At 60.5% G+C, this 24732-nt stretch carries 18 protein-coding genes; 10 read left to right on the forward strand and 8 right to left on the reverse strand.

The genetic code is table 11. The features are described from left to right. The first annotated feature begins 73 nt into the window (after positions 1–73). Positions 74–757 (forward strand): type 1 glutamine amidotransferase domain-containing protein, encoded by a 684-nt coding sequence (locus tag J122_RS03690; RefSeq protein WP_061331192.1) that lies wholly within the window; start codon positions 74–76, stop codon positions 755–757. 77 nt (positions 758–834) lie between these two features. Here the strand turns inward: J122_RS03690 and J122_RS03695 are convergent, their stop codons facing one another. Next, on the reverse strand, positions 835–1947 hold the full coding sequence (locus tag J122_RS03695) for an S-(hydroxymethyl)glutathione dehydrogenase/class III alcohol dehydrogenase (RefSeq protein ID WP_061331193.1): 1113 nt from the start codon (positions 1945–1947) through the stop codon (positions 835–837). 152 nt (positions 1948–2099) lie between these two features. Here J122_RS03695 and J122_RS03700 point away from each other — a divergent pair, with 152 nt between their 5' ends. The 7 genes from J122_RS03700 (at position 2100) to J122_RS03730 (ending at position 8056) form a co-directional block, all read left to right on the forward strand. Beyond that, positions 2100–3425 carry a DASH family cryptochrome gene (locus J122_RS03700; RefSeq protein WP_061331194.1) on the forward strand — a complete coding sequence of 442 codons (1326 nt, stop codon included), beginning with the start codon at positions 2100–2102 and terminating at the stop codon, positions 3423–3425. Further along, the gene (locus J122_RS03705; RefSeq protein ID WP_061331195.1) at positions 3422–3910 is read left to right on the forward strand and encodes a DUF6231 family protein; all 489 of its coding nucleotides are present in this window, start codon (positions 3422–3424) and stop codon (positions 3908–3910) included. The genes J122_RS03700 and J122_RS03705 overlap by 4 nt, the downstream gene beginning before the upstream one ends. Continuing rightward, positions 3904–5547 carry a phytoene desaturase family protein gene (locus J122_RS03710; protein ID WP_227510083.1) on the forward strand — a complete coding sequence of 548 codons (1644 nt, stop codon included), beginning with the start codon at positions 3904–3906 and terminating at the stop codon, positions 5545–5547. Before J122_RS03705 ends, J122_RS03710 begins: the two co-directional genes overlap by 7 nt. A gap of 9 nt (positions 5548–5556) precedes the next feature. Next, positions 5557–5814 carry a TIGR03643 family protein gene (locus J122_RS03715; protein WP_061331197.1) on the forward strand — a complete coding sequence of 86 codons (258 nt, stop codon included), beginning with the start codon at positions 5557–5559 and terminating at the stop codon, positions 5812–5814. A gap of 56 nt (positions 5815–5870) precedes the next feature. After that, positions 5871–6293, forward strand: a complete 423-nt coding sequence (locus tag J122_RS03720) for a YkvA family protein (protein WP_061331198.1) — start codon at positions 5871–5873, stop codon at positions 6291–6293. A gap of 63 nt (positions 6294–6356) precedes the next feature. Beyond that, positions 6357–7133: a flagellar motor protein PomA gene (gene pomA / locus J122_RS03725; RefSeq protein ID WP_061331199.1), complete on the forward strand. Its 777-nt coding sequence runs from the start codon at positions 6357–6359 to the stop codon at positions 7131–7133. Positions 7134–7135: 2 nt separating this feature from the next. Then, a complete protein-coding gene (locus J122_RS03730) occupies positions 7136–8056 on the forward strand; it encodes a flagellar motor protein MotB (protein WP_061331200.1) in 921 nt (306 codons plus the stop codon). 4 nt (positions 8057–8060) lie between these two features. Here J122_RS03730 and J122_RS03735 read toward each other — a convergent pair whose 3' ends face one another. The 7 genes from J122_RS03735 to J122_RS03765 form a co-directional block, all read right to left on the reverse strand. Continuing rightward, a complete protein-coding gene (locus J122_RS03735) occupies positions 8061–9161 on the reverse strand; it encodes a lipocalin-like domain-containing protein (RefSeq protein ID WP_061331201.1) in 1101 nt (366 codons plus the stop codon). Then, complete coding sequence (locus tag J122_RS03740; protein WP_061331202.1) at positions 9158–11416, reverse strand: FtsX-like permease family protein; 2259 nt, start codon at positions 11414–11416, stop codon at positions 9158–9160. Before J122_RS03740 ends, J122_RS03735 begins: the two co-directional genes overlap by 4 nt. A 6-nt stretch (positions 11417–11422) precedes the next feature. Beyond that, on the reverse strand, positions 11423–12073 hold the full coding sequence (locus J122_RS03745; protein WP_061331424.1) for an ABC transporter ATP-binding protein: 651 nt from the start codon (positions 12071–12073) through the stop codon (positions 11423–11425). 39 nt (positions 12074–12112) lie between these two features. Then, complete coding sequence (locus J122_RS03750) at positions 12113–15271, reverse strand: efflux RND transporter permease subunit (RefSeq protein WP_061331203.1); 3159 nt, start codon at positions 15269–15271, stop codon at positions 12113–12115. Beyond that, a complete protein-coding gene (locus tag J122_RS03755; RefSeq protein WP_061331204.1) occupies positions 15268–16509 on the reverse strand; it encodes an efflux RND transporter periplasmic adaptor subunit in 1242 nt (413 codons plus the stop codon). The genes J122_RS03750 and J122_RS03755 overlap by 4 nt, the downstream gene beginning before the upstream one ends. A 163-nt stretch (positions 16510–16672) precedes the next feature. Next, positions 16673–18286, reverse strand: coding sequence for a BCCT family transporter (locus tag J122_RS03760; RefSeq protein ID WP_082780507.1), 1614 nt, complete (start codon positions 18284–18286; stop codon positions 16673–16675). A gap of 180 nt (positions 18287–18466) precedes the next feature. Beyond that, on the reverse strand, positions 18467–20491 hold the full coding sequence (locus tag J122_RS03765; RefSeq protein ID WP_156471719.1) for a TonB-dependent receptor domain-containing protein: 2025 nt from the start codon (positions 20489–20491) through the stop codon (positions 18467–18469). A 251-nt stretch (positions 20492–20742) separates the two neighbouring features. Between J122_RS03765 and gdhA the strand changes: the two genes are divergently transcribed. Together gdhA and J122_RS03775 are read left to right on the forward strand one after the other, a co-directional pair. Next, on the forward strand, positions 20743–22092 hold the full coding sequence (gene gdhA / locus J122_RS03770; protein WP_061331205.1) for an NADP-specific glutamate dehydrogenase: 1350 nt from the start codon (positions 20743–20745) through the stop codon (positions 22090–22092). Between the two features lie 7 nt (positions 22093–22099). Further along, on the forward strand, positions 22100–24676 hold the full coding sequence (locus tag J122_RS03775; protein ID WP_082780508.1) for a PEP/pyruvate-binding domain-containing protein: 2577 nt from the start codon (positions 22100–22102) through the stop codon (positions 24674–24676). The last annotated feature ends 56 nt before the right edge of the window (positions 24677–24732 follow it).

Raw genomic sequence — 24732 nt, forward strand, 5'->3', positions numbered from 1 at the left:
CCATCCCGTCACAAGGTCTCGGGGTAAGGCACATCAAACTCGTTTCTGAACTCCGACACAAGGATCGACCACTATGAAGATACTGATGGTACTGACTTCCCATGACCAAATGGGCGATACCGGCCACAAGACAGGCTTCTGGCTGGAAGAGTTCACGTCACCGTTTTACGTCTTCAAGGACGCAGGCGCCGACATTACCCTCGCGTCCCCTAAAGGCGGTCAGCCGCCGGTAGACCCCAACAGTGAAGCCGAAGACGCCCTCACTGAATCCACCCGCCGCTTCATGGACGACACTCACGCCCGTGAAATGCTCGCCAGCACGAAAAAACTGGCGGATGTGGACATGAACCAGTTCGATGCCATTTTCTACCCCGGTGGCCACGGCCCGCTGTGGGATCTGGCAGAGGATCAAAAGTCCATCGCCCTGATCAAGACGGCCTACGAGCAGGACAAGGTGATTGGCGCTGTTTGCCACGCCCCGGCGGTTTTCAAGAACGTGTTCGTCAAGCCGGATCAGAACATCGTAGGCGGCCGGGAAGTCACCGGTTTCAGTAATACCGAAGAAGACGCCGTTCAGCTCACCAACATCGTGCCGTTTCTGCTGGAAGACATGCTCAAGCAGAACAACGCACGTTACAGCCGCGGCGATGACTGGGCACCGCACATTGTGGTAGACGGCAATTTGATCACCGGGCAGAACCCGGCGTCTTCCGAGGGCACCGCCAAGGCCGTAGTCCAGGCCTTACGGGCCAGCTGACTGGCTAAGTCTATGACTGTAAAAAAGGGGAGGCCGGCGGCCTCCCCTTTGACATTCTGACCTGAGTACCCCCCTGATCAGAAGTGAATCACCGTACGAATGCTCTTGCCTTCGTGCATCAGATCAAACGCCTTGTTGATGTCTTCCAGCGGCATTTCATGGGTGATGAACACATCCAGCGGAATCTCACCGGTTTTGGCTTTTTCGACATAAGACGGCAGCTCGGTACGGCCTTTTACGCCACCAAACGCTGAGCCTTTCCAGACCCGACCGGTCACCAGCTGGAACGGGCGGGTGCTGATTTCTTCGCCGGCACCGGCCACGCCTATGATGATGGATTCACCCCAGCCCTTGTGGCAGCATTCCAGGGCTGCACGCATCACCTTGACGTTACCGATGCATTCAAAGGAATAGTCCACGCCGCCGTCGGTCATCTCGACAATGACTTCCTGAATCGGCTTGTCGTAGTCGTTGGGGTTGACCACGTCGGTGGCACCCAACTGCCTGGCGATATCAAACTTGCCCGGGTTGATGTCGATGGCGATGATTCGGCTGGCCTTGGCCATGGTGGCGCCGATGATCGCTGCCAGGCCAATACCCCCCAGGCCGAAGATGGCCACAGTGGCACCCTCTTCCACCTTTGCGGTGTTCATCACCGCACCGATACCGGTGGTGACGCCACAACCCAGCAGGCACACCTTTTCCAACGGTGCTTCTTTGGGAATCTTGGCCAGGGAAATTTCCGGTAGCACGGTGTATTCGGAGAAGGTAGAGCAGCCCATGTAGTGGTACAGCGGCTGGCCCTTGTACGAGAAACGGGAAGTACCATCCGGCATCACGCCTTTGCCCTGGGTCGCCCGCACCGCACCGCACAGGTTGGTCTTGCCAGAGGTACAGAACTTACACTCGCCACACTCAGCGGTGTACAGAGGGATGACATGGTCACCTACCTTCAGGTCTTTCACGCCCGGGCCAACCGCTTCCACAATGCCCCCACCTTCATGGCCCAGAATCGTCGGGAACAGGCCCTCCGGGTCGGCACCAGACAGAGTGTAGGCATCGGTATGGCACACACCGGTGGCGACAATCTTCACCAGCACTTCGCCCTCTTGAGGCGGCGCCACATCCACTTCCACAATTTCCAGTGGCTTGTTAGCCTCAAACGCTACAGCCGCGCGGGATTTAATCACTTTCAATCTCCTGGTATCCGGTTGAGTCGAATTGCCTGCCAGCATTAACCTTGGACTTTAGCACGTCAGTGCCCTCAGGGCCTGAAACAGATGCCAATCCTCCGGGCAATTACTGACGTATGAACAGGGGAATATCCTGAGGGTGTAATACTTTGAAAACGCTTTACTGGTTTACCCGCGACCTGCGAATGCACGACAACGCTGCACTATTGGCGGCAGCCCGCTCTGACATGTTGCTGTGCGTGTACGTGGTGGATCCCCGGTGGTTTGCCAACGGGCCATTCCAGTGCCGGGCGATGGGTGAGCATCGATGGCGGTTTCTGTGGCAAAGCCTGACCGACCTGGAGCGCAGCCTGCGGGCCCTGGGGCAGCGCCTGCACATTGCCTTCGGAGAACCGGAGCAGGCACTCCCCGGGCTGGTTCACCAGCATTCCGTTGATCGCGTTATTCGCTCACGCCAGCCCGGCACCATCGAAGCGCAACAGTGGCAGACGCTTCAACAGAAGCTGCCAAACACTCTGTTTCAGGAGTTCGAAACACTGAGCCTGTATACGGAAGGCTCGCTGCCTATGCCTGTCAGCGAGCTGCCCGGAACCTTTTCCCAGTTCCGCAAGCAGATCGAGAAGCAGGGCGACCGGGGCCCCGATCTTCTGCGTATTCGCACGCTGACCGCCCTGCCACCGCCGCCCGGGTTCCCGGAAGACAACCGGGGCGAATGCCCGCCCATCCCGGAGCCCTCACCGGCGCTGACGTTTACGGGCGGAGAGACTGCAGGGCTCGCGCGCCTGCAAGAGTATTGTTTTGGCAACCACGGCATTGCCACCTACAAGGAAACCCGCAACGCCCTGGATGACTGGGAATCGTCCTCCAAGTTTTCCCCCTGGCTGGCCAATGGCAGCCTGTCGGCGCGGGAGGTGGCTGCCACCATCGAAGATTACGAACGCCAGCACACCCGTAACGATTCCACCTACTGGCTCTGGTTCGAACTGCTCTGGCGCGAATACTTCTACTGGTACGCGCTCAAACACGGCAGCCACCTGTTCCGCCGGGATGGTGTGCAACGCAAGCATCGGCAGGTGACCTTCTATGGCCATCGTTTTAAGGCCTGGTGTGAAGGAAACACCCAGTATCCCATCGTCAACGCCGCCATGAACCAACTGCGCGAAACCGGCTACATGAGCAACCGGGCCAGGCAATTGGTCGCCAGTTGCTTCGTGCATGAACTGGAGCTGGACTGGCGCTACGGCGCAGCCTGGTTTGAGCAGCAGTTGGTGGATTACGATGTCGCCAGCAACTACGGCAACTGGCAGTACCTGGCCGGCGTGGGCGCAGACCCGCGAGGCTTGCGGCAATTCAATCTGGACAAGCAGGCGCAACAATACGATCCTGATGGAGCCTTCGTTGAGCGATGGCAGGGCAGGTCTTCACAACCGGTGGGCCTGCATACCGTGGACGCAGCAGACTGGCCCATTCTATGAGCACATCAGCGGACAGCCCGGCCAAGGTTCTGGCACGAATCATCGACACCAGCCAACCCCAAACCCTGCTTTCTTGCGGAAGCACCGCCAACGACGTTGCAGCAGTCTGGAAGCAGCAGGCAGGGTGCCAGTTACTGACTCTGGACACCAAAGACCCAAACGCCCACCTGCCACCGGCCCAGACACCGGATCTGGCCCTGATCACCGACACCCTTGAGCACCTTCCCTATGAAGAAGGCGCCCTGTTACTGGGCCAGCTGAGGAACTACGGCGCCCACCAGATTGCCGTCGTTATGCCCCAGTCCTCCGATTGGGGCTTTACCGATTTCATCGCTTTGGGTTTCCAGCGCCACGCAGAGCTGGAAACCGAGAACGGCGCACTCACGCTTTACACCTACAATCTGGATACTTACAACCATAAACGGGCCTGGAACAATCCCGATAACTGGGCCAATCCGCACATGTGGGGAAAATCGTGGTGGTAAAGAAAACAACCTCAAAAACACTGACACCCAGCTCCATCCGTATCGGCACCCGCTATCGGGCCAGCCGTTTGAAAGGCCCTTATGACGCCCTGGTGATCGGCTCTGGTATTGGCGGCCTGACCACCGCCGCCTGCCTGTCCAAGGCCGGCTACAAGGTGCTGGTTCTGGAACAGCATTACACCGCTGGCGGCTACACCCACAGCTATGCCCGCAACGGCTATGAATGGGACGTGGGTGTGCACTACATTGGTGACATGGGCGCCCGCCATACTCTTGGCCGCCGGCTGTTCGATTACATCACCGATGGCAAGCTCGAATGGGCGCCCATGGACGAGAACTACGACCGTTTCTTCCTGGGCGACAAGGTCGTCAACCTTCGGGCCGGCAAGGCGGGCCTGCGGCATTCCCTGTTGGCCTCGTTCCCGAACGAAAGCGAAGCCATCGATCGCTACCTGGCCCTGCTCGGAAAAGTTGCCGACGGCATGCAGTGGTACACCCTGTCCAAACTGTCCCCGGCCCTGGCCGGCCCGCTGGTTTCCCGGGGCCTGAAAACCGTCCTCCCGGACTGCTTTAACCGGACCACCTACGAGGTATTAAGCGACCTGACCGACAACCAGGAGCTGATTGGCGCCATCACCGGCCAGTGGGGCGATTGCGGCGTGACGCCCAAACATTCCAGCTTTATGGTGCACGCGCTGATTGCCAAGCATTACCTGTATGGTGGCTTCTACCCGGTGGGCGGCGCCTCGGAAATTGCCAAAACCATCATCCCGGTGATTCAGGCCGGCGGTGGCGATGTGCTCACCTACGCCGACGTGAAGGAAATCCTGATCGAGAAGGGCAAGGCCGTTGGCGTGCGTATGGCCGACGGCCACGACATCCGCGCCCCACTGGTGATCAGCAATGCGGGGGTGATCAATACCTTCGAACGGCTGTTACCGGCATCCGAGGCGGAGCGGATTGGCTATGCCCGCAACCGGGAGCACATCAAACCTTCCATGCCACACATTGGCCTCTATATTGGCCTGAAGGGTACCCCCGACGAGCTGGGCCTGCCCCGCACCAATTTCTGGATCTACCCCAGTGCTGATCACGATGGCAATGTGGAGGCGTTTCTGGAAGCCCCGGAAAGCACCCCATTCCCGGTTGTCTACATCTCCTTCCCTGCGGCCAAAGACCCGGATTACCAGAATCGCTGGCCGGGCACGTCCACCATCGAGATTGTGGCGCCCACCACCTGGGAGATGTTCGAGCCCTGGCAGGGCTCCACCTGGGGCAAACGAGGTGATGATTACGAGACAGTGAAAGCCCGGATCACCGACCAGTTGCTGGAGGTGATGTATGAGAAGCTGCCCCAGCTCCGGGGCAAGGTGGACTATGTGGAAACCTCCACACCGCTGTCGACTGCCTGGTTCTGCCGTTACGAGCAAGGCGAACTCTATGGCCTGGACCACACACCGGAACGCTTTGAACAACGCTGGCTGCGGCCGAAAACCGACATCCCCGGCCTGTACCTGACCGGGCAGGACATACTCACCTGCGGTGTGGTGGGCGCGATGATTGGCGGGCTGGTGACCACCCTGGCGATCCGAGGTCTGAAAGGCGCAGGCCTGGCCAAACGGATCTTTGTGGGCTGAGGTGCTGCGATGAGCTCCACACTGACACCTGAAGACGTGTCTCGGGTTATCGAAATGGCCTGGGAAGACCGCACACCCTTTGAGGCCATCGAAGCCTGCTTTGGGCTGCCGGAGAAAGAAGTCATCAGGCTAATGCGTCGGGAGCTGAAAGCAGGCAGCTTCCGGCTTTGGCGCAAGCGTGTCAGCGGGCGTAACACAAAGCATGCCCGGTTGAGGCCGGAGGGTGTTTTGCGGGCTTACTGCCCGACCCAGTACAAACACAGATGACGACATGGACGACTTTCGTTACCGTTACAGTCATCGGATAACCATTGAGCACAGCTATGGCATTGTTCTCTGAAAGAGCAGCAGCAACGCAACTGAAACAGGAAGCAGATAAGGTCGCCAAGGAAGACCTGAAGCCGCTGCTGGAACGGCAGAAAGCCATTGAGGAAAAGGTTCGGGGCAGTGGCCGGCTGCAACGGTTCGCCACCGACGTGCGGCTGATGTTTTCCCTGATACGGGATTACTGGCGGGGCGATTACCGGGCCATTCCCTGGAAAAGCATTGCCGCCATCGCCGGCGCGCTGTTGTATGTGCTGAACCCCATCGATCTGATTCCGGACATCATTTTCGGCATCGGCTTTCTGGACGACGCCGGCGTAGTGGCACTGTGCCTGAAACTGGTGGAATCAGACCTGCATCGCTACGCCGCCTGGAAAGAACACCGGGAATCCGACGATGTCACCACGGTGACAATTGATTAAGGAATAATCAAAGGGTATTCTCTCGCCCCCTGACTTCAACCCCCAGCAGTTAACGGAGTAACCGTGGATTTTGCCACCCTGATCGGCCTGGTCGGCGCCATCATGCTTATCGCATCGGCGGTGATACTGGGCGTGTCTCCCGAGGTATTTTTAAACCCGGCGTCACTACTGATTGTAGTGGGCGGCAGCCTGCTGGTGGTTCTAGCCAAATTCAGCTTTTTCCAGTTTCTTGATGCCTTCAAGGTGGCTGCCCGGGCGTTCAAGTTCAAGCTACCGGAAACCCAGGCCAGCATAGACGAGCTGGTTGAAGTCGCCCAGATTGCCCGCAAACAGGGTGTTCTGGGGCTTGAGGGCCGGGACGTCAGCTCGCCGTTTCTGGCCCAGGGCATTCAGATGCTGGTGGATGGCCAGGACGCCAACACCATCAAGCAACTGCTTAACAAAGAGCGGTTGATGACCCTGGACCACAACCGTTCCGGGGCCAAGGTGTTCAACGCCCTGGCTGATGTGGCGCCGGCCATGGGTATGATCGGTACCTTGATCGGCCTGGTGCAGATGCTGTCGAACATGGAAGACCCGAAATCCATCGGCCCGGCCATGGCGGTGGCGCTCCTCACCACGCTTTACGGCGCCATGATCGCCACCATGATTGCCACGCCCATCGCCGACAAACTGTCGCTGCGAATGACCGAAGAAGCCCGTATGCAGTCCCTCTACATTGATGCGCTGGTGGCCATACAGGAAGGCACCAACCCCCGAATCATTGAACAGATGCTGTCTTCTTACCTGCCCCCGAAAGAACGCGCAAAGAACGGTGAAGCGGAGACGGCAAGCGACTGACCATGGACGAGTTACCGGAAGAGGAAAAGCGCGCGATACCGGCCTGGGTGGTCACCTTTGCCGACCTGATGTCGTTGCTGATGTGCTTCTTCGTGTTACTGCTGTCGTTCTCCGAAATCGACGCCCAGAAGTTCAAGCAGATTGCCGGTGAACTGTCCAAAGCCTTCGGTGTTCAGCGCGAAATTCCGGCCCTCGAAATCCCCATGGGCACCAGCCCGATCTTCGACAAGTTCTCACCGGCACCGCCGGAGCCGACCGTGGTCAATGAAATACGCCAGACCACCACCGATCAGCAGCCGCAACTGCAGACACTTAACGACCCCACCGAGCAGGCGGTGCAGGACGCCATTCAGGAACAGATGGATGCCAACCTGGCAGAGATCCTGGAAGTGCTGGAGCCGGCGATTATGGACGGGCGCATTAATGTCTCGGAAGACCAGCGCCGAATTGTAATCCGGGTCGAAGAGAAGGGCTCGTTCCCGTCCGGGTCTGCTCAGCTGACCTGGGAATTCGAGGGCTTGCTGCTTGACATGGCAGAGGTACTGGCCGACATGCCCGGCGATCTGGCGGTGGAAGGCCACACCGACAACATCCCGATCCGCACGGAAAGATTCTTCAGCAACTGGGACCTGTCAGCGGCCCGGGCAGCCGCCGTGGCGAATGTGCTGCTGGCGCGGGATCAGGTGTCGCCCGAGCGCCTGCGAGTAACCGGCCTGGCCGATACCCGCCCCCGGGTCGCAAACACCACCGCAGACAACCGGGCCAAGAACCGGCGCGTGGAAATCATCATTGATCTGTCCGGCCCCCTGGAAGAACAGGAAATCCGGCTGCGGGAGCTGATTGAAGCCGAGCAGCAAAGCCAGGAAGCAATTATTGATCTGCGGTCTGAGCAGGCTTCACCATCCGGCGACCTGGTCTGGTAAAGCGCTACGGCTCGGAGTAGCCCGTAAGCTCCATATACCCTGCCCCTGTGTGACTGCCAGTCACCGTTACCGGGCTTTCCCAGTAGGGATACAAACCATCGTTGGTGTAGTTACCTGGTGGAGCCGACAGCGTCAGATCAATATCATGGTCCGGCACCGCCAAGCGCCACCGGGTGGGCACAGGCTCCGCGCCGGTGCCCGGTTCCAACTGCAACTGGCCCGGAGCCAGGGCAATCGGCTCACCACCCGCCGGTATCCAGGTGCCAGAGCGGAAATGATCTTGCTGCTCCCGAAGCTGGAATGCCATCAGTTTGTCGCCGGAGTCCAGGTGCAGGGCAAACCAGTCCCAGCCCTGCTGGCCCGCTTTCAGAAACTGGCTACTCCACTCCCGGTCGAACCAGGCCTTGCCCCTTACCGGCAGCGTTTCACGCCCTAACCTCACCTGTCCGGTCACCTCGATGTCCACCAGGCTGAAATACATGGACCCTTCACCGCTGGCCGACTTGGCACTAAACCCGTCAACCCCGTGGGCCACCGGCGCCCCCCGCACGGTCAGTTCAAGGTCAAACGCCCAGTAGTTCTCCGTATCGGGCTGCCCATGACTGACCTGTACCTGCCACTGGTTCGGGGACTCGCCCGTGCTCAGTTGCCAGTGGTCGAGCCAGACCTGGAAGGGCTCCGCGGTGGCACCCGCCTGGCCCAGATCACCCCGGGCCAGGCGTTCACCGAACCAATGCTGCTCCCGGTAGCTGACGGCGGCATGGGCCATCCAGGCCGCCTGCAATGGCCAGGCCGAGGGCTCCGGTGACGGGGATTCATAATCCCGGGGCTCGATGGCCTGGCGGAACTGGGTCCATTGCAAGCCCAGCGGTTCGCCAGCGTCCGTTTCCAAATTCGCGGTGAGGTACCACCATTCGATGCGATGGGCCGTATGAGGGCCGAAGTCCCGGGGGAATACCAGTTCCGTGCCCGGTCCCGGCTGCTCGAATCCGCCGTCGGTGCCGGCCGTTCCGCCCAGGCCGGCAAAACCCGCGTCTGTGCCCGGCTCGCTGCAGCCTGCAAGCAGCCCGTAGACAAGCATCATGGTCAGCCAACGAAGCCTCATCGCTCTTCTCCCGTCACGCTACCGGCCACCGATGGGCGAACCGCAGGGCGCCCCAACTGCCGGCGCATCAGCAAGGCAATACAGCCGCCGATGAGCAACGCCAGGGCCAGCAATTCCAACCAGAAAACCGGATAGACAGCCATCGGCAGTGACCAGCCGAAGGCCAGGGGGTTGATGCGCTGCACCAGCACCCAGGTCAGGCCAACACCCAGCGGTAAAGCCAGCGCCGCTGCACTCAGGGTCACTGCCAGCGCCAACAGCAGGAGTTTCCGGAAGATTTCTGCTTTAGTCATACCCCAGACTTCCAGCAGCCGGAAGTACCACAGGCGGGTGGACAGAAATACCCAGCCCATCAGTAACAGGGCAACCGCCGCCAGGGCCAGGGTCAGCACCGTCATGGCACGGGTCAGCATAAAGGTCTGCTCGAACACCCGGTTGGCCAGGTCCTGAATGGCACGATTGTCCCGGATGGTCAATGCCGGCTCGGCCCAGAGTGCCCGCAACGCGTCAGTGATGGTTTCAATAGGGACACTGGCCGGGGAGATCGAGAAGCTCTCGAAGGTCACCTCAAAGTCCGCCGGTAGAATTTGCCCTGCAATCAGCACTTCCCCCGCAGGCCGGCCGTAATCCGGGTAGATACCCAGCACCGGCAAGTTAAGGGCCTGCTCCGCCAGCACCAGCTCCAGCTCTTCGCCCACGGACAAGTCCAGGCGGTAGGCGAGCTGCTCGTTAACCATCACACCGGCACCAGACGCCAGTGTCTGCCAGGGCTGTGATGTCTGCTCAAGCAGGCCCCAGCCGGTCATCAATGGGCCAACCGGTGCCACGGCAAAGATATCCACATCCTGCCAGGCTTGCCCATGCCGGAAGCGGCCCAAGCCACGCTGGACATGGTGCCAAAGCCCTTCGTATGCGCTTGGGAGATGCTCCGTCAGCCAGTTGGCAGCCAGTGCGCTGTCCGCGCCCTCGGGCACCTGCACGTAGACATCCGCCGACAATCGCTGGCTCAGCCAGCGATCAAAGGTATCTTCAAAGGTAATCACCAAAGCCTGCACGGCCAACACCATGGCCAGGGAGAACTGTAACGCCACCAGGGGCAACGCCAGGCGCCGGCACAACACGCCAAACTCGGCCCACCACCAGCGCCAACCCGGTTGCGCGCTGGCACGCACACCTGCACCAGAGATCAAGGACAGACCCCGGGGCATTAACCACCCGATACCGGCTAACACCAGTGCCAGTGCCACAAACAGCAGCCACAAGGCATTAGCCAGCCACACACCAGCCAGGCCAACCGACACCAACAATGTGGCCGCTGCGGGCCGCAGGCGGCTGCCCGGCGTGACGCGGGCAACCATCGGCATCAGCCAATCCACCATGGCCACGGCGAGCAGCAGCACGGTCATCACCAATGCGGGCACCCGCCAGTGATTGCCGCCGGTCGCTAACTGACGGCTATCAAACAGTCCTTCCATGACATTGGTGAAGCCACCTTCCAGTACCGATGCCAGCGCCTGGCCCAGCCAGATACCGGGAATCAGGGTGAGAGCGGCAAGACACAGAAGCTCCAATAGCAGATGCCCGCGCACCCGCCGGCCAGACACCCCAAAGCGGGCCAGGAGCGCGAAACTGTCCCGGCGCTGGGACAACGACAACAGATAGACACTGCGCAGGAGCAACCCGGTAATCAGCAACACCAGCACACTCAAGGCATCCAGGTTCAGCAGGAAACTGTCGCCCAGCTGACCGGTATCCGGTGACAAAGCGAAAGGGGCCACGCGATAGGCCGAGGGCAAAGGACCCTCGCCCGCGGCCAGGATCAGGAACAGCTGCTGTTCGGCGGCCGTTAGAGAAGCTGCGTCGGCGATATCCAGAAACGGCTGGCCGACCAGTGGCTGGCCATCGAAGCTGGCGACATCAGCCTGGCCCTGAAAACACAGGGCTGCCAAAGGGTCGACGCCAATCACCCGGCGGGACTGCCCCTCCGGCAAGACTTCCAGCCAAGGCATCACGCACAGGCCCTGGCGGCGAAGCAAGACAAAATCCTCCACCGTGAGCGCTGCGCCATCAACTCGCTGCACTTGTTCACGCACCTCCACCAGCCGTTCACTCTGGCCGAGGCTGTCGCGGGCCTGGCTGGTGAGGTGGTGAATACCGGTCCACAAGGCGGTGGCCAGCAGCATCAGAAGGGCCAGCGCGGCGCCCTGCCAGGGGTGCCGGCGATAGTGGCTGAATAGGGCGGTAAACACCGTCATGGGCGCTCAGCCCCCGGACCGATGGCCAAGGTCCAGCGTCTGCTGGCAGCGGGCAGCCAGCTCCGGGTCGTGGGTAGCGAGAATCAGGCTGCAACCGGTATCGCCCTGGAGCCTGAACAGCTCATCAGCCACCTCGTTGGCCGTGTTGCGATCCAGGCTGCCGGTGGGTTCGTCTGCCAGAATCAGATCCGGCGCCATGGCGAAGACCATGGCCAGCGCGGCCCGCTGGCGCTGGCCGCCAGACACCTGGTCCGGAAACCGGTGGCCGAGCTCCCCGATATCAAGCACCTCCAGCCAATGTTGGCAACGGGTTTCCGGCTGGCCGGCCAGCGAAGCGCGAAAGCGCACGTTATCCAGCAGCGACAAGGTGGGCATCAGGTTGGCTTCCTGAAACACCACACCGATTCGCTCGCGGCGCAGGCGTGGCCAGTCTGCGGTCCGGCCGCACTCGCCAAACAATGTCACGGTGCCGGCATCCACTTGCTCTAGCCCACACAGAATATTCAGCAAGGTGGACTTGCCAGAGCCGGAACGCCCCATCAGGGCCAACGAACTGCCGGCAGGCAGATCAAAGCCCAGGTCAGACAACACGGCAACGGCCGAATCGCCCTGGCCGAAGGTTTTACGTAAACCGCTGACGTTTACTGCACTGTGCACCTTAACGTTCTCCCCGTTGGCCAATTCGCCCCCCAACGTTCAACCCTGCAGGGGTTCCGGCGTTTCGCCATGGCGCTGCGCACGCCATTCCCGGAACTGCTCCAGCCACGACAACAGTGCCGGTATCACCAGCAACACCAGGAAAGTGGACAGGCCCAGGCCAAAGGCGATGGACGTCGCCATGGGAATCAGGAACTGCGCCTGCAGGGAGGTTTCAAACAACAGCGGCAGCAAGCCACCAATGGTGGTGAGGGAGGTCAACAGTACCGCTCGAACCCGCTGCACGGCCGCCTCATTGAGGGCATCGGTAATACCCAGTCCTTTCTGGCGCTGCTGGTTATAGAACGACACCAGAATAATCGCGTTGTTGACCACAATACCGGACAAGCCAAACAGCCCGAACAACGACAGAATGGTGAGCTGCAACCCCATCAGCCAATGCCCCAACAAGGCACCCACCAGGGCAAAGGGAATGATCGCCATTACGATCAGCGGCAGACTCCAGGAGGCAAACACCCAGGCCAGCACCACGTACATCAGCGCCAACCCGATCATTAACCCGGTTTTCATGTCATCCATGGTCTCCCGCTGATCGGCAGACCGCCCCTCAAAGCTGTAACGCACACCGTACCGACTGGCGATATCCGGCAGGGCGCCGGCCTGCAGGCTTTCCAGTACCTGATCGGTGGTGGCCACCCGGGTATTCAGGGCCGAGGTCACCTCCACCGCCAGTTTGCCGTCGGCATGGCGCAGGGCCTGGAAACCCTGGCGGTGGTCCAGGTTCATTACCTGGGTCAACGGCACGAATCGGCCATCCGGAATACGCACCGTCATTTGCTCGAGGGTGGAATACCGCTCCCGTTGATCGCGGGGTAGCTGCACCCGCACTTCGATCTCGTCACGGCCGTCCTGATAGATCTGGGCAATCCGGCCATCAAAGGCTGCCCGCAGCTGACGCCCGAGATCCACGGTGGTCAGGCCCAGGGCTTCACCATAGGGGCTAACCTGATAGATCAACTGCTCCCGGCCCCAGGGCATGTCGTCTTCCACATCCAGCACGCCCGGCAGGGTACTGAGAGCCTGGGCCACTTCGTCGGCCGCGCGTTTGAGGTTATCGGCGCTGTCGCCGGTCAGGCGAATGTTCACATCCCGCCCCGGCGGTCCGGACTGGCGCTCACTGATGTTGAGCGAATCCAGCCCTGCGGGTAACGGAAGGCGCTTGCGCCATTGCTCAATGAACTCCGGGTTGCGGACGTCGCGCCGATCCGACGGCACCAGTTCCACCAGCATCGAGCCCAACTCATCGTCGTTGCGGGAACTGCCCTCGGCTCCCTGGGTGGCACCGTAGGTGGTGACCGCATGAAGAATCAGGTTGCCACCCAGCGCCTGCTCTGTTTCATTCAGCGTGCGCTGCATCTCGCGCATGAAATCCGCCACCTCGCGTTTATCGGTACCGGCGACAAAACTGGCGTTGGCATAGAACACCGAGGGCTCCGGTGTCGGGAAAAAATTGAAGCCCAGACGACCGCCAGCCAGCAGACCGACGGTGAGGATTGCCAGGGCCAGAGCGCTGGCCACCGTCACGCCGCGATGCTTCAGGCTGTAGCGAGAAAATCGCCGGAACGGGCCATCGCGAAAAGCATCAAACCGCCGCTCAAAGCCATTGCGAAGCCGAGTGACCGGGTTTGGCTGACGCTTTGCAGGCGCCGGCTGGCCCGCCTTTTCAGTTTTACGCTTGAAGGCGTGGCGCAAGTGCGCCGGCAGCACAATGAAGCACTCCACCAGCGAGGCAATCAGGACACAGATCATCACCAAGGGGATGTCGCCCAGGATGTTGCCAATCACGCCCCCCACCACCAGCAACGGCATAAACGCCGCTACCGTGGTCAGAGACGATGCCAGCACCGGCCAAACCATGCGCTTGGCGGCACCCTCGGAGGCATAAATGGATTCCTCGCCCATCCGCGCATGGGCATCGGCATCCTCACCCACCACGATGGCGTCATCCACAATCACCCCCAGCGCCATGATCAGGGCAAACAGGGAAATCATGTTGATGGAGCCACCAATCAGCCAGAGCACCGCCAGCGCGGCCAGAAAGGCGGTGGGAATTCCGATCGCCACCCACATGGCCACGCGCCCCGGCAGGAACAGGTACAGCAACCCCACCACCAGCACCAGACCACCCAGGCCGTTGTTGACCAACAGGGAGATACGATCCTGCAACAGCTGCCAGGTTTCGTCATACACTTCCATTTTGATGGAATCCGGCAGCACCGGCCGGGTGTCTTCCAGCCAAATTTCCAGCACCTTGGCGGCGGCCAGAGAGTTGCCGTTTTCCGAGCGCTGCAGCTGTAGTTCCACCGCAGGCACGCCATGGTTCTCCATCACCGTCTGGTTGTCACGGGCTTCCTGGCGGATGATAGCGATATCGCCCAGCTGCATCCGCACCCGGTCACCACTGAGCACCGGAACGGTTTCAAAGGCCTGCGGGCTGCGCCGTTGCTCGATGGAGCGAAGTTCCCGGGTAGCGTCCTGCTGCGCCATCATACCCGCTGGCAAATCCCGTGACAGGGAGGCTACCCGGTCGGCAATCTGTTCAAGCGAGAGACCGAGGGTTTCCAGCCGTTCCGCCGGCACATCGATACTGATCTGCTGCTCCGGTAAACCACGGATAGCGATGCGGTCAATGCCCCGGTCCAACAGCTCGTCTTCAAACCGGTAAACCAGATTGCGCAGTTCACTGCGGTCCACGTCGCCATAGATCAACAGGCGGGCTACCGGCTCATAACGTTCGATGCGGGCTACCTGCGGTTCTTCAGCGTCAGCCGGCAGGTTATTGAACTCGTCCACCTGCTGGCGCACGTCGTCCACCGCCTGAATCGGATCGGTGCCCTCATGGAATTCCAGGGTGATGGAAGAGATGCCCTGAGCGGAGGTAGACGTCATTTTCTTCAGGCCATCGACACTTCGGAGCCGTTGCTCCAGAGGGTCCGTGATCCCCCGTTCGACGTCCTCGGCAGACGCACCGCTCCAGACCACCCGCACACTGACCACATCCAACGCAAAGGTAGGAAAGAACTGGATGTTCATCCGGCTCAGGGCCAGCACACCACCAAGAATCATCACCAGCATAACCAGATTGCCGGCTACCCGGTGGTGGACGAAGAAACCGATAATGCCTTTCCTGCGCCTCACTCTGACGACTCCCCGTTGTCACCGGCCACTTCAACTTTCAGGCCGGTCATGGCATTGGGGAGGTGGGTAATGATCAGGCGGGCGCCTGGCGTAAGCTGCTCGCCGGCGATCAGCAAACGACGCTCGCCGTTACTGGCTATCGCCTCGCCGATGCGCTCCACCTGCACCCGCTGCATGCGCTGATCGTCGGTCATCAGATAGATGCTATCGGCGCCGTACAGGGCACTGAATGGCACTTCCACCGCCTGTTCCCGGGCGGGTCGCTCAAGGGTCAGCGGCAGCAGCGCACCCGGCCTCAAGCCCGCCGGCGCCCCGTCGAGCGTCAACACCGCTTCGGTGCCTGCGGGGTCAGCAATCCCGGCAAAGCGGGTTAACGTGAACCGATGCTCCCGGTTGCGGCTGTAGGCGTTGAGGGTGTCACCCCGCTCCAGCGCCCCGATCAATTCCCGCTGGAAGACTTCCGGCACCCTGGCGCGCACTTCGAGCCCGGCCAGCGGATAAATCGACAACAGCGACTGATTGCGGGATACCTGATCACCCACAGCCACCTGCACGTTGGTAACCACACCATCAAAGGGCGCGACGACGCGGGCCCTGTCACCGTCCCGTTCTGTGGCCGTCAGGTTAGCGGTGGCTTGCAGTAATCTGGCCTGCAAGCTTTGCAACCGGGCCGGGTGTTCATCGATGGCCCGCTCCCGGGTACTGACGGTCAGTTCCGCCCGGGCCAGGGCGTCGGTTGCCGCTTCCAGGTTCTCCCGGGAAGCCAGGTTCCGACCCACCAGGGCTTCAATCCGTTCAAACTGACGGCGGGCGTTGTCGGCGATGGCCTGTTCACTTTCTAAAGCCCGCTGGTCGTTCCGATGGCGAACCTGCTCCGAGCGGATCTGGGCCTGCAAATCCTGAACCTGAGCCCGCGCCTGGGCAAGAGCCGGCTCAATGTCTGCTTCGTCCAGGGCCAACAAAAGGTCACCACGGTTCACCCGGGCACCCTCCGCTGCCGGGCGCTCGGCAATGCGGCCAGCCATGGTGGCAGCCACCGTTTGCTGGTCAGGCGCCACCACTTCACCGTACAACGGCAACACAGGCACTCCGGTGGCAGGAGCCACGACCTGAACCTCTACCCGCCAGCTACGTTCGGTGGCGGCCACTTGGGCAGGCTCGGGGCGCGTTGCCTTGAGCACAATGAAGCCCGCAATACCCGCGGCCAGAATCAGGAGAGGAACAAAACGTTTGTACATGGGTAGTGTCTACGCTCAGGATGGTTGAGTCGCGCTTTCGCGCAAAGTTACTATACAACCCGTTACCGTATTCGGATTGTTAACAGGGTGCGACAAATATTCACAGCCACAACCGACAGTCAGCCAACATCAGAAAATCCATCCGGTACCATTCAACGGATGATCATTCGTTTTTCCCGGGCTCCTCGGGCTTCAACCCGGGTTCAGAGCCAGCCCGCTCATCACCAAGGTGATCGTTTTCTGCCAGCAGGCGCAGCAAGCGCTCTCTGGTCATGGCCTCGTGCAACTCGATCTGCCGCTGCTCGTTTCGCAGTGATTTCAACAGGGCAACAGCCATAAAAATCATCAACACCATGAACGGGAAGGCAGCCAGTATTGAAATGGTCTGGAGCGCTTCCAGTCCGCCACTGAGCAACAGTACCCCGGCCACCGACACCTGCACTATGCCCCAGGTCAAGCGGGACCAGCGTTTCGGGTTCAGAACCCCTTTACTGGTAAACATACCCAGCACAAAGGTAGCCGAGTTGGCGGAAGTAATAACGAACAGCACGATCAGCACCAGCATCAGGCCGCCAATAATGGTAGTGCCCGGCAGGTAGTTCAGGGTGGCGAACAGGGCCGAGCTCATCTCCGCCAGCACGGCGTCACCCAGGGCGGCCCCCTCAAACAGTTCGAAATACAACGCGGAGCCGCCAAAGGTGGAGAACCAGACAATACTGAGCAACACCGGCATGCCAATCACCCCGAACACGAACTCCCGGATGGTTCGGCCCCGGGAGATCCGGGCAATAAAACTACCGACAAAGGGTGCCCAGGACAGCCCCCAGGCCCAGTAGAAGATGGTCCATCGCTCCACCCAGTCATCGCCGGTGTAGGGCGTCATCACCAGGCTCATGCCGACCATGTTGGCGAAATAGTCACCAATGGCATTGGTCATGGCGGCGGTAATGAAGTCTGTTGGGCCCATAAAGAACACGAACACCAGCAACCCTGCCGCCAGCAGCATGTTGGCATCACTCACATAGCGAATCCCGCTCTCCAGTGGCGCCAGGGAACACAGCAGGAACACAACCGCAACGCCGGCCAGAATGAACAGTTGTTGGGTGACGCCGAACGCGGTACCGGCCACCGCCCCCAAACCACTGTTGATCTGGATGACGCCCAGGCCTAGGGTGGTCGCCACCCCGAACACGGTGGAGACAACGGCGAGGATATTGATGGAATGTCCGATACCCGAGTCCACCCGGTTACCCAGAGTGGAGCGGAAGGCTTCACTGATCAAACCGGGGCGTTGCAGGCGGAAGCGCACATAGGCAATGGCCAGACCCACCAGGGCAAAGTTGGCCCACTGGTGAAAGCCCCAGTGAAACAAGGAATACCGCATCGCCATGCTCGCGGCCTGTGGGCCACGGGGCTCAGCCGAGTCAAACGGGGGCGCCACAAAATGGCTCATGGGCTCGGCCACGGCCCAGAACACCAGGCCAACACCCATACCGGCGGAAAAGATCATGCCCAGCCAGGTCAGATAGGAAAACTCCGGTGCCTCACCATCGGCACCCAGGCGAATCTTGCCGTAATTACCGGCAGCAACGGCAATGCAGAACACCAGAAATCCAGAAGTGGCAAACAGATACAGCCAGCCAAAATGCAGGGTGGTGAAATCCAGTGCCTCATTGGCATAGCGTAACAACTCGGCGGGCATCAGGCCCCCGGCCACCACAAACAAAACCAGCAGCACGAAAGAACAGTAGAACACCCAGCCGGGTCGATGACTCATAACAAACCTGATAATCCGATGACTTTAAAAACGAAAGCGCTTTCATTCTAGCCACATTCGTCCAGCCATTCCGAATCCCGGACCACCTCCTCAAAAAAAGGCCCCGGGCAGACTGGCTGTCTGCCCGGGGCACAAGATCACCCGCCGGCTATGAGAAGCGGGCAACCGCCATAATCGATGTCACCAACGCGCGGTCAGCGCGGCGCGTACGGTACGACCAGGTTCATTAACCCTGAACACACCGCTGTCTGCCAGGTTGTCCTTGCTGACATGATACGCCCAGGTGTTATCAAACAGATTATCCAGTGCCCAAGTGAAGCTCAGGTTCGCCATCAATGGATGGGTGCCAGAGAGATTAATAACGCCATAGCCCGGAGAGGTGCTTGGGTCCAGGCCGGACTCCAGATCTACCCGGTCCTGCCGGCGCGCCAGTTGCCATTCCGCTTCGATGGTATGGCCCTGATGCTGCCACCCGAGGGTCTGGATAAACTGAACTGGCGGAATGCGAGGCAACGCCTTGTCGGCATCCCGGTTCTCACCGCGAACGGAGGCGAGTTTGCTGCTGGTACTCCAGGTGCCGTTGCTCCAGCCAACCAGACCTTCCACACCCAGTAACCGGGCATCTATGTTGGCGTACCGGGTATCCACCGTGCCATCGGGATTGCGGGTATCAAATCGATAAACATAATCTTCCACCTGGTCTACCCAGACCGCCGGGCGCCAGCTCCAGTTGCCATCACGGCCAGACAGGCTCACTTCCAGCTTGTTGTGCTTTTCGGTTTCCAGATCCGGATTACCAATCCAGGAGCCTCGCATCGTTCTCTGGGCAACGTAGCGCTCGTTCACGCTGGGGGAACGAACACTGTGGGAAGCGGTGGCTTCCAGAGTGTTGGCCGGAGACAAACGCCACTCGCCGGTGATAAAGCCGCTGACATTGTTATCGTCGGCCTTGGTGTCCGTGACTCCATAGGCGCTCATATACAGCATCGCCGGGGTCATGGTCATGGGCGCCCCGGGCATCATCCGGAAGCTGTCTCCGGCGCGGGTGGCATCCATTTCAACCCGGTCATAGCGGATACCGGCACCCAGGCGGGTATTGACCCGAATCCGGTGAAATGCCTCCACGAAGACACCAACACGGTCCCGCTCCACACCCGGCCACATCAACGACGCCGGGTTGTCCAGATTCATGCCGTTGTACATGGTGGCATCCCACTCATTACGTTCCACGTCCAAACCAATGGCGATGTCTTTGGTAAAGTTGATGGTCTGGTCCAGCACCAGACGGGCACCCTGGGTGCGGGTTTGCGAGTCGGTCTGCATTTTCATGGCAGACTCCCGCAGGCTGAAGTTATCCATCACATGGTCCACGTCTGCCTGCCAGGCCATCAGGCTCCAGCCACCCTCGGCCACCGGTGCGCCGATTTCCATCCGATAGAGGTCAGTATCGGTTTTTGGCGCATCCATGCCACGGCCCGGGAACTTCACATCCCGCTCTTCCTGCCGGCTGACCAGGCCTTTGATATAAAAGCCGTTGTCTGCGGTCCAGGCAGCATCCACCCGGCCCTCAGTGTTCTCATAGGAACTGCGAACCTTGTTGCCGTCGCCGTCCTCATAATCGTTGGCTTCGTCATAGCCGGCGGCCATCCGCAGGTAGGAGGCTTTACTGCCAACAGCTACACTGCCATTCATTAACTTGCCATCACCATTGTCTGCACCACCCAGAGTCAGGTGCCCGGTGGTCAGGTTGTCATCCGCGAATTCCGGAGCCGCCGTGGTCGCCACTACCTGCCCCCCGGCAATCGGCCCCCAACGCAGGGTGCGATTACTGGTGCGCACTTCCAGCACCGGTGCCAGCGAGGTACTCAATCGACTGGTGGGCGGGTCCATCCGGCTTGGGCAGGCACCTTCAACCCGCATGCCATCCAGCAGCACGTCTACCCGTTCCTCGTTCTGACCTCGAATCACCGGGTCAAGCCCCCGCCCCCCCATTCGAGACAGAGACACCGACGCGCTGCCCGACAACCGCTGTGCCGGCTCCGACTGCACCGCGGCAGCCGAAAGCCTTGCCGCCTCCGCAGATTGCCCCTCCGTCACCCGTATCAGCAACGAATCTTCTCCTTCCATCTGGGCGTGAACGGCGGGAGTGAGGGTAAAGCCAGCCAACACCAGGCTGATACTGCGAGCCAGACGTTTCTTGAGCATGAAGGGCGTTCCTTTTAACAGCGCATTTCAAACGGCGGGAATGATGATTTTTGGCAATTTTAAAGGGCGAGGGCATTGCTGGCTTGAGACACAATGCCGCACCCCGAAGGAGGTATCCCGGAAGGCAAAGGGTGAATAAATTTTGCGCGACCGACTTGCCAACTAACGCGCCAATGTGGTGCAATCACTGCCCTTTTTTTGGGCATCCGCATTTTTGCGGTTTTCAATACGCGTATTCCGAGGGCCTTGCCATGACAGTTAAACTCGACGAAAAACTCGAACCGATTTTCCAGGACGTGCTGCACCGCAACCCGGGTGAGAGTGAATTCCACCAGGCGGTTCACGAAGTTCTGGAAACCCTCGGGCCGGTTCTGGTGAAGTACCCGGAGTTTGCCGACAAGAAGATCATCCAGCGTATCTGTGAGCCCGAGCGCCAGATCATCTTCCGTGTGCCCTGGCAGGACGACAGCGGCGAGATTCATATCAACCGCGCCTTCCGCGTCGAATTCAACAGCGCCCTGGGGCCCTATAAAGGTGGCATGCGCTTCCACCCGTCCGTGTACCTCGGCATCATCAAGTTCCTGGGCTTTGAACAGATTTTCAAGAACGCCCTGACCGGCCTGCCCATTGGCGGCGGTAAAGGCGGCAGTGACTTTGACCCCAAGGGCAAGTCCGACGACGAAATCATGCGTTTCTGCCAGAGCATGATGACCGAGCTGTACCGCCACCTGGGCGAGTACACCGACGTACCTGCCGGCGATATCGGCGTAGGTGGTCGTGAAATCGGTTACCTGTTCGGCCAGTACAAGCGCATCACCAACCGTTACGAGTCCGGCGTGTTTACCGGCAAGGGCCTGGACTGGGGCGGCAGCCGCGCCCGTACTGAAGCCACCGGTTACGGCACGGTGTTCTTCACCCACGAAATGCTGAAAGCCCGTGGTGACTCGCTGGAAGGCAAAACCGTGGTGGTTTCCGGTTCCGGCAACGTGGCCATTTACGCCATCGAGAAAGCCCACGAGCTGGGCGCCAAGGTCATTGCCTGCTCCGATTCCCAGGGCATGATCGTCCATGAGAAGGGCATCGACCTGCAGACCCTGAAGCGCATCAAGGAAGTGGAGCGTCGCCGGATCAGCGCCTACACTGAATACCACAAAGACGCCAAGTATGTGGAAGACGGCAACATCTGGAGCGTGCCTTGCGATGTGGCGCTGCCCTGCGCAACCCAGAACGAGCTGAACGGCAAAGACGCCAAGATGCTGGTCGAAAACGGCTGTGTTGCCGTGGCCGAAGGCGCCAATATGCCGACCACGCCTGAAGGCATTATCGTGTTTCAGGATGCCAAGATTGCCTATGGCCCTGGCAAGGCCGCCAACGCCGGCGGTGTTGCCACGTCCGCCCTGGAAATGCAGCAGAACGCCAGCCGCGACTCCTGGACCTTCGATTACACCCAGAAGCGCCTTGAGGAGATCATGATCGATATCCACAAGAACTGCTACGAGACCGCCGCCGAGTTCGGTGCCGAGGGCAACTACGTGCTGGGCGCCAATATCAATGGCTTCCTGCGCGTTGCCAAGGCGATGAACGCCATGGGTGTGATCTGATCCGGCCATGATCAGCAACGAACCTCTCCAGCCTGATGACCGGGTTTCCACCGGCCTGAGTGGGCTGGATGAGGTTCTGGATGGCCTTCGAATCGGCGATAACGTGGTCTGGCGGGTTTCCGACCTGGACGACTATCGCCGATTTGTTCTTCCCTTCGTAGACGCCGCTTCTGACGCCGGCCGGCAGATTATCTACCTTCGCTTTGGTGACCATGCCCCGATTATCCGGGACCACCCGTCGGTTCGAACCATCACCATCGACGCCCTCGGTGGCTTTGAAAGCTTTACCAGTCGAGTCTGGCACCTGATCGAACAGCATGGCCGTGGCGCCTTTTATGTCTGCGACAGCCTGAGCGAGCTGCTCAACGCCTGGGCAACCGATGCCATGGTCGGTAATTTCTTCCGGGTGGTGTGCCCGTTTCTGTTTGAACTGGACACCGTGGCCTGGTTTGCCCTGCACCCGGAAAGACACTCCCGGATGACCCTGGACCGGATTCGCCAGACCACCCAGGTGATGATTGATGTGCATCGCCACGGCGATGACGTGCAGATTCATCCGATCAAGGCCTGGCGGCGGCAATCGCCCACCATGTTTCTGCCGCACCGGGAGCATGATGGACAGTTTCAACCCATAACCGACAGCAGTGATGCCACCCGACTGCAAGCCAGCCTGGAGCTTGAACACCTGCACCGCCAGCCCCTGCTGGACTATTGGGACCGATTGTTCCAGGAAGCCAGCAGGGCTTTGTCCGACCAGGACACCGACTGTATCGACGACCTGCAGGAGCAAGTACTGCAGGTAATGATCAGCCGCGATTCCCGGATACTGGAACTGGCACGGCGTTACCTGTCGCTGGAGGACCTGCTGGGCATTCGCAGCCGCCTGGTCGGCAGCGGCTATATCGGCGGCAAGGCCACCGGCATGCTGATTGCCCGCAACATTCTGTTAAAAGACGCCACCGAGCCATGGCAAAGCCAGCTGGAGCCCCACGATTCCAGTTATCTGGGCACCGACGCCTATTACGCTTTCCTGGTCCATAACGGGCTCTGGCCGGCGATCATGCGGCAACGCTCCGGGGAGGGTTACCTGAGTGAGGCGCCCGCGCTCAGAGCCGCGATCCTGGCCGGCAAGTTTCCCCACGAGATACAGGCCGAGCTGGAGCGACTGCTGGACCATTACGGCCAGTACCCTATCCTGGTGCGCTCGTCGAGCCTGCAGGAAGACGGCTTTGGCAATGCTTTTGCCGGTAAATACGACAGCGTGTTCCTGGTCAACCAGGGGGCACCGGAACAACGGCTGTCGGCACTGGAAGACGCAATCCGCCAGGTGTACGCGTCATCCATGAGTGAAGATGCCCTGGTGTACCGCAAACAGCGGGGCCTGGACCAGCGGGAAGAGCCCATGGCGCTGCTGATCCAGCGGGTCAACGGGCGGTTTCATGGTCGCTATTACCTGCCCGATGCCGCCGGGGTAGGGGTGTCGCGCAACACCTTCGCCTGGGACAGCAGCATGGACCCGGAAGCGGGGATGGTCCGGCTGGTGATGGGCCTGGGCACCCGGGCGGTTGACCGCATTGAAGGCGATCACGCCTGCGTGATGGCGCTGGACCATCCCATGCGCCAGCCGTTCCGCAACCAGGACGAAAGCTACCGGTATTCCCAGCACCTGGTGGATTTGCTGGACCTACAGGATGGAAAGCTCGACACCCGGCCCCTGAGCCAGTTGCTGGAAACCACCAACGATCTGCCCATGGATCACCTGGCCGAGGTGGATCGGGCGGCCAGTACCCGGGCCGAGCAGATTGGCTTGCAAGGCCCGGTGTGGCGGCTGACCTTCCGCCCTTTGGTGCAGCGCACTCCGTTTATCAGCCGGCTGTCGCATCTGCTGCAAACCCTGGAAGCGGGCTACCGGCACCCGGTGGATGTGGAATTCACCCTGCACCTGGACCAACAGGGCAACCCCGCCTTCAACCTGGTGCAATGCCGCCCGCTGGCGACCATCGGCGAGACCGGGCCGGTGGCTCTGCCCGGCGACTTGCCTGAGCGTAAGCTACTGTTCAGAACCCAGGGCCACTTCATGGGCGGCAACATCAACCTGGCCATCGAACGGGTGATCCGGGTCGACGCGTCGGTCTACGCCGGGCTGTCCACCAGCCAGCGCTATGACGTTGCCCGCCGTGTCGGCGAAGCTGTCCGCGCATCCGGTGTGCCCACCCTGCTGATCGGCCCGGGCCGCTGGGGCACCAGCAGCCCGGATCTTGGCGTTCCGGTTCGCTTTGCGGACATTGCCGGGGTCGCCGCCCTGGTCGAGGTCTCAGAAAAGGCCGGCGAGATGGTGCCAGACCTGTCCTACGGTTCTCACTTTTTCCAGGACCTGGTAGAAACCGGCATCGCCTACGCGGCGCTGTTTCCCGACATCCAGCATTGCCGATATCACCCTGAACGCCTGCCCGGGGCCCCGACGCCCACCAGCACCGAATCTGCGGTCAACCGTGCGGTTCAGGTGCATGATCTGCAGGCGCAACACCTGCAACTGACCGGTGATGTGGTGCGCCAGCAACTGGTCTGTTATTTCACCGATTGACCCGTCGCAAACAAACGCCGTTTTCACCACCATGGCCGATGGCATGCTGCTAGAAT

Origin of the sequence: Marinobacter excellens LAMA 842 (assembly GCF_001574445.1) — a bacterium.
In the GTDB taxonomy this organism is placed as follows: Bacteria; Pseudomonadota; Gammaproteobacteria; order Pseudomonadales; family Oleiphilaceae; genus Marinobacter; species Marinobacter shengliensis.

Coding starts and splice junctions, on each gene's coding strand:
- J122_RS03690 (WP_061331192.1), top strand. CDS start 74: ATGAAGATACTGATGGTACTGACTTCCCATGACCAAATGGGCGATACC.
- J122_RS03705 (WP_061331195.1), top strand. CDS start 3,422: ATGAGCACATCAGCGGACAGCCCGGCCAAGGTTCTGGCACGAATCATC.
- J122_RS03715 (WP_061331197.1), top strand. CDS start 5,557: ATGAGCTCCACACTGACACCTGAAGACGTGTCTCGGGTTATCGAAATG.
- J122_RS03720 (WP_061331198.1), top strand. CDS start 5,871: ATGGCATTGTTCTCTGAAAGAGCAGCAGCAACGCAACTGAAACAGGAA.
- J122_RS03730 (WP_061331200.1), top strand. CDS start 7,136: ATGGACGAGTTACCGGAAGAGGAAAAGCGCGCGATACCGGCCTGGGTG.
- J122_RS03735 (WP_061331201.1), bottom strand. CDS start 9,161: ATGAGGCTTCGTTGGCTGACCATGATGCTTGTCTACGGGCTGCTTGCA.
- J122_RS03740 (WP_061331202.1), bottom strand. CDS start 11,416: ATGACGGTGTTTACCGCCCTATTCAGCCACTATCGCCGGCACCCCTGG.
- J122_RS03755 (WP_061331204.1), bottom strand. CDS start 16,509: ATGTACAAACGTTTTGTTCCTCTCCTGATTCTGGCCGCGGGTATTGCG.
- J122_RS03760 (WP_082780507.1), bottom strand. CDS start 18,286: ATGAGTCATCGACCCGGCTGGGTGTTCTACTGTTCTTTCGTGCTGCTG.
- J122_RS03765 (WP_156471719.1), bottom strand. CDS start 20,491: ATGCTCAAGAAACGTCTGGCTCGCAGTATCAGCCTGGTGTTGGCTGGC.
- gdhA (WP_061331205.1), top strand. CDS start 20,743: ATGACAGTTAAACTCGACGAAAAACTCGAACCGATTTTCCAGGACGTG.
- J122_RS03775 (WP_082780508.1), top strand. CDS start 22,100: ATGATCAGCAACGAACCTCTCCAGCCTGATGACCGGGTTTCCACCGGC.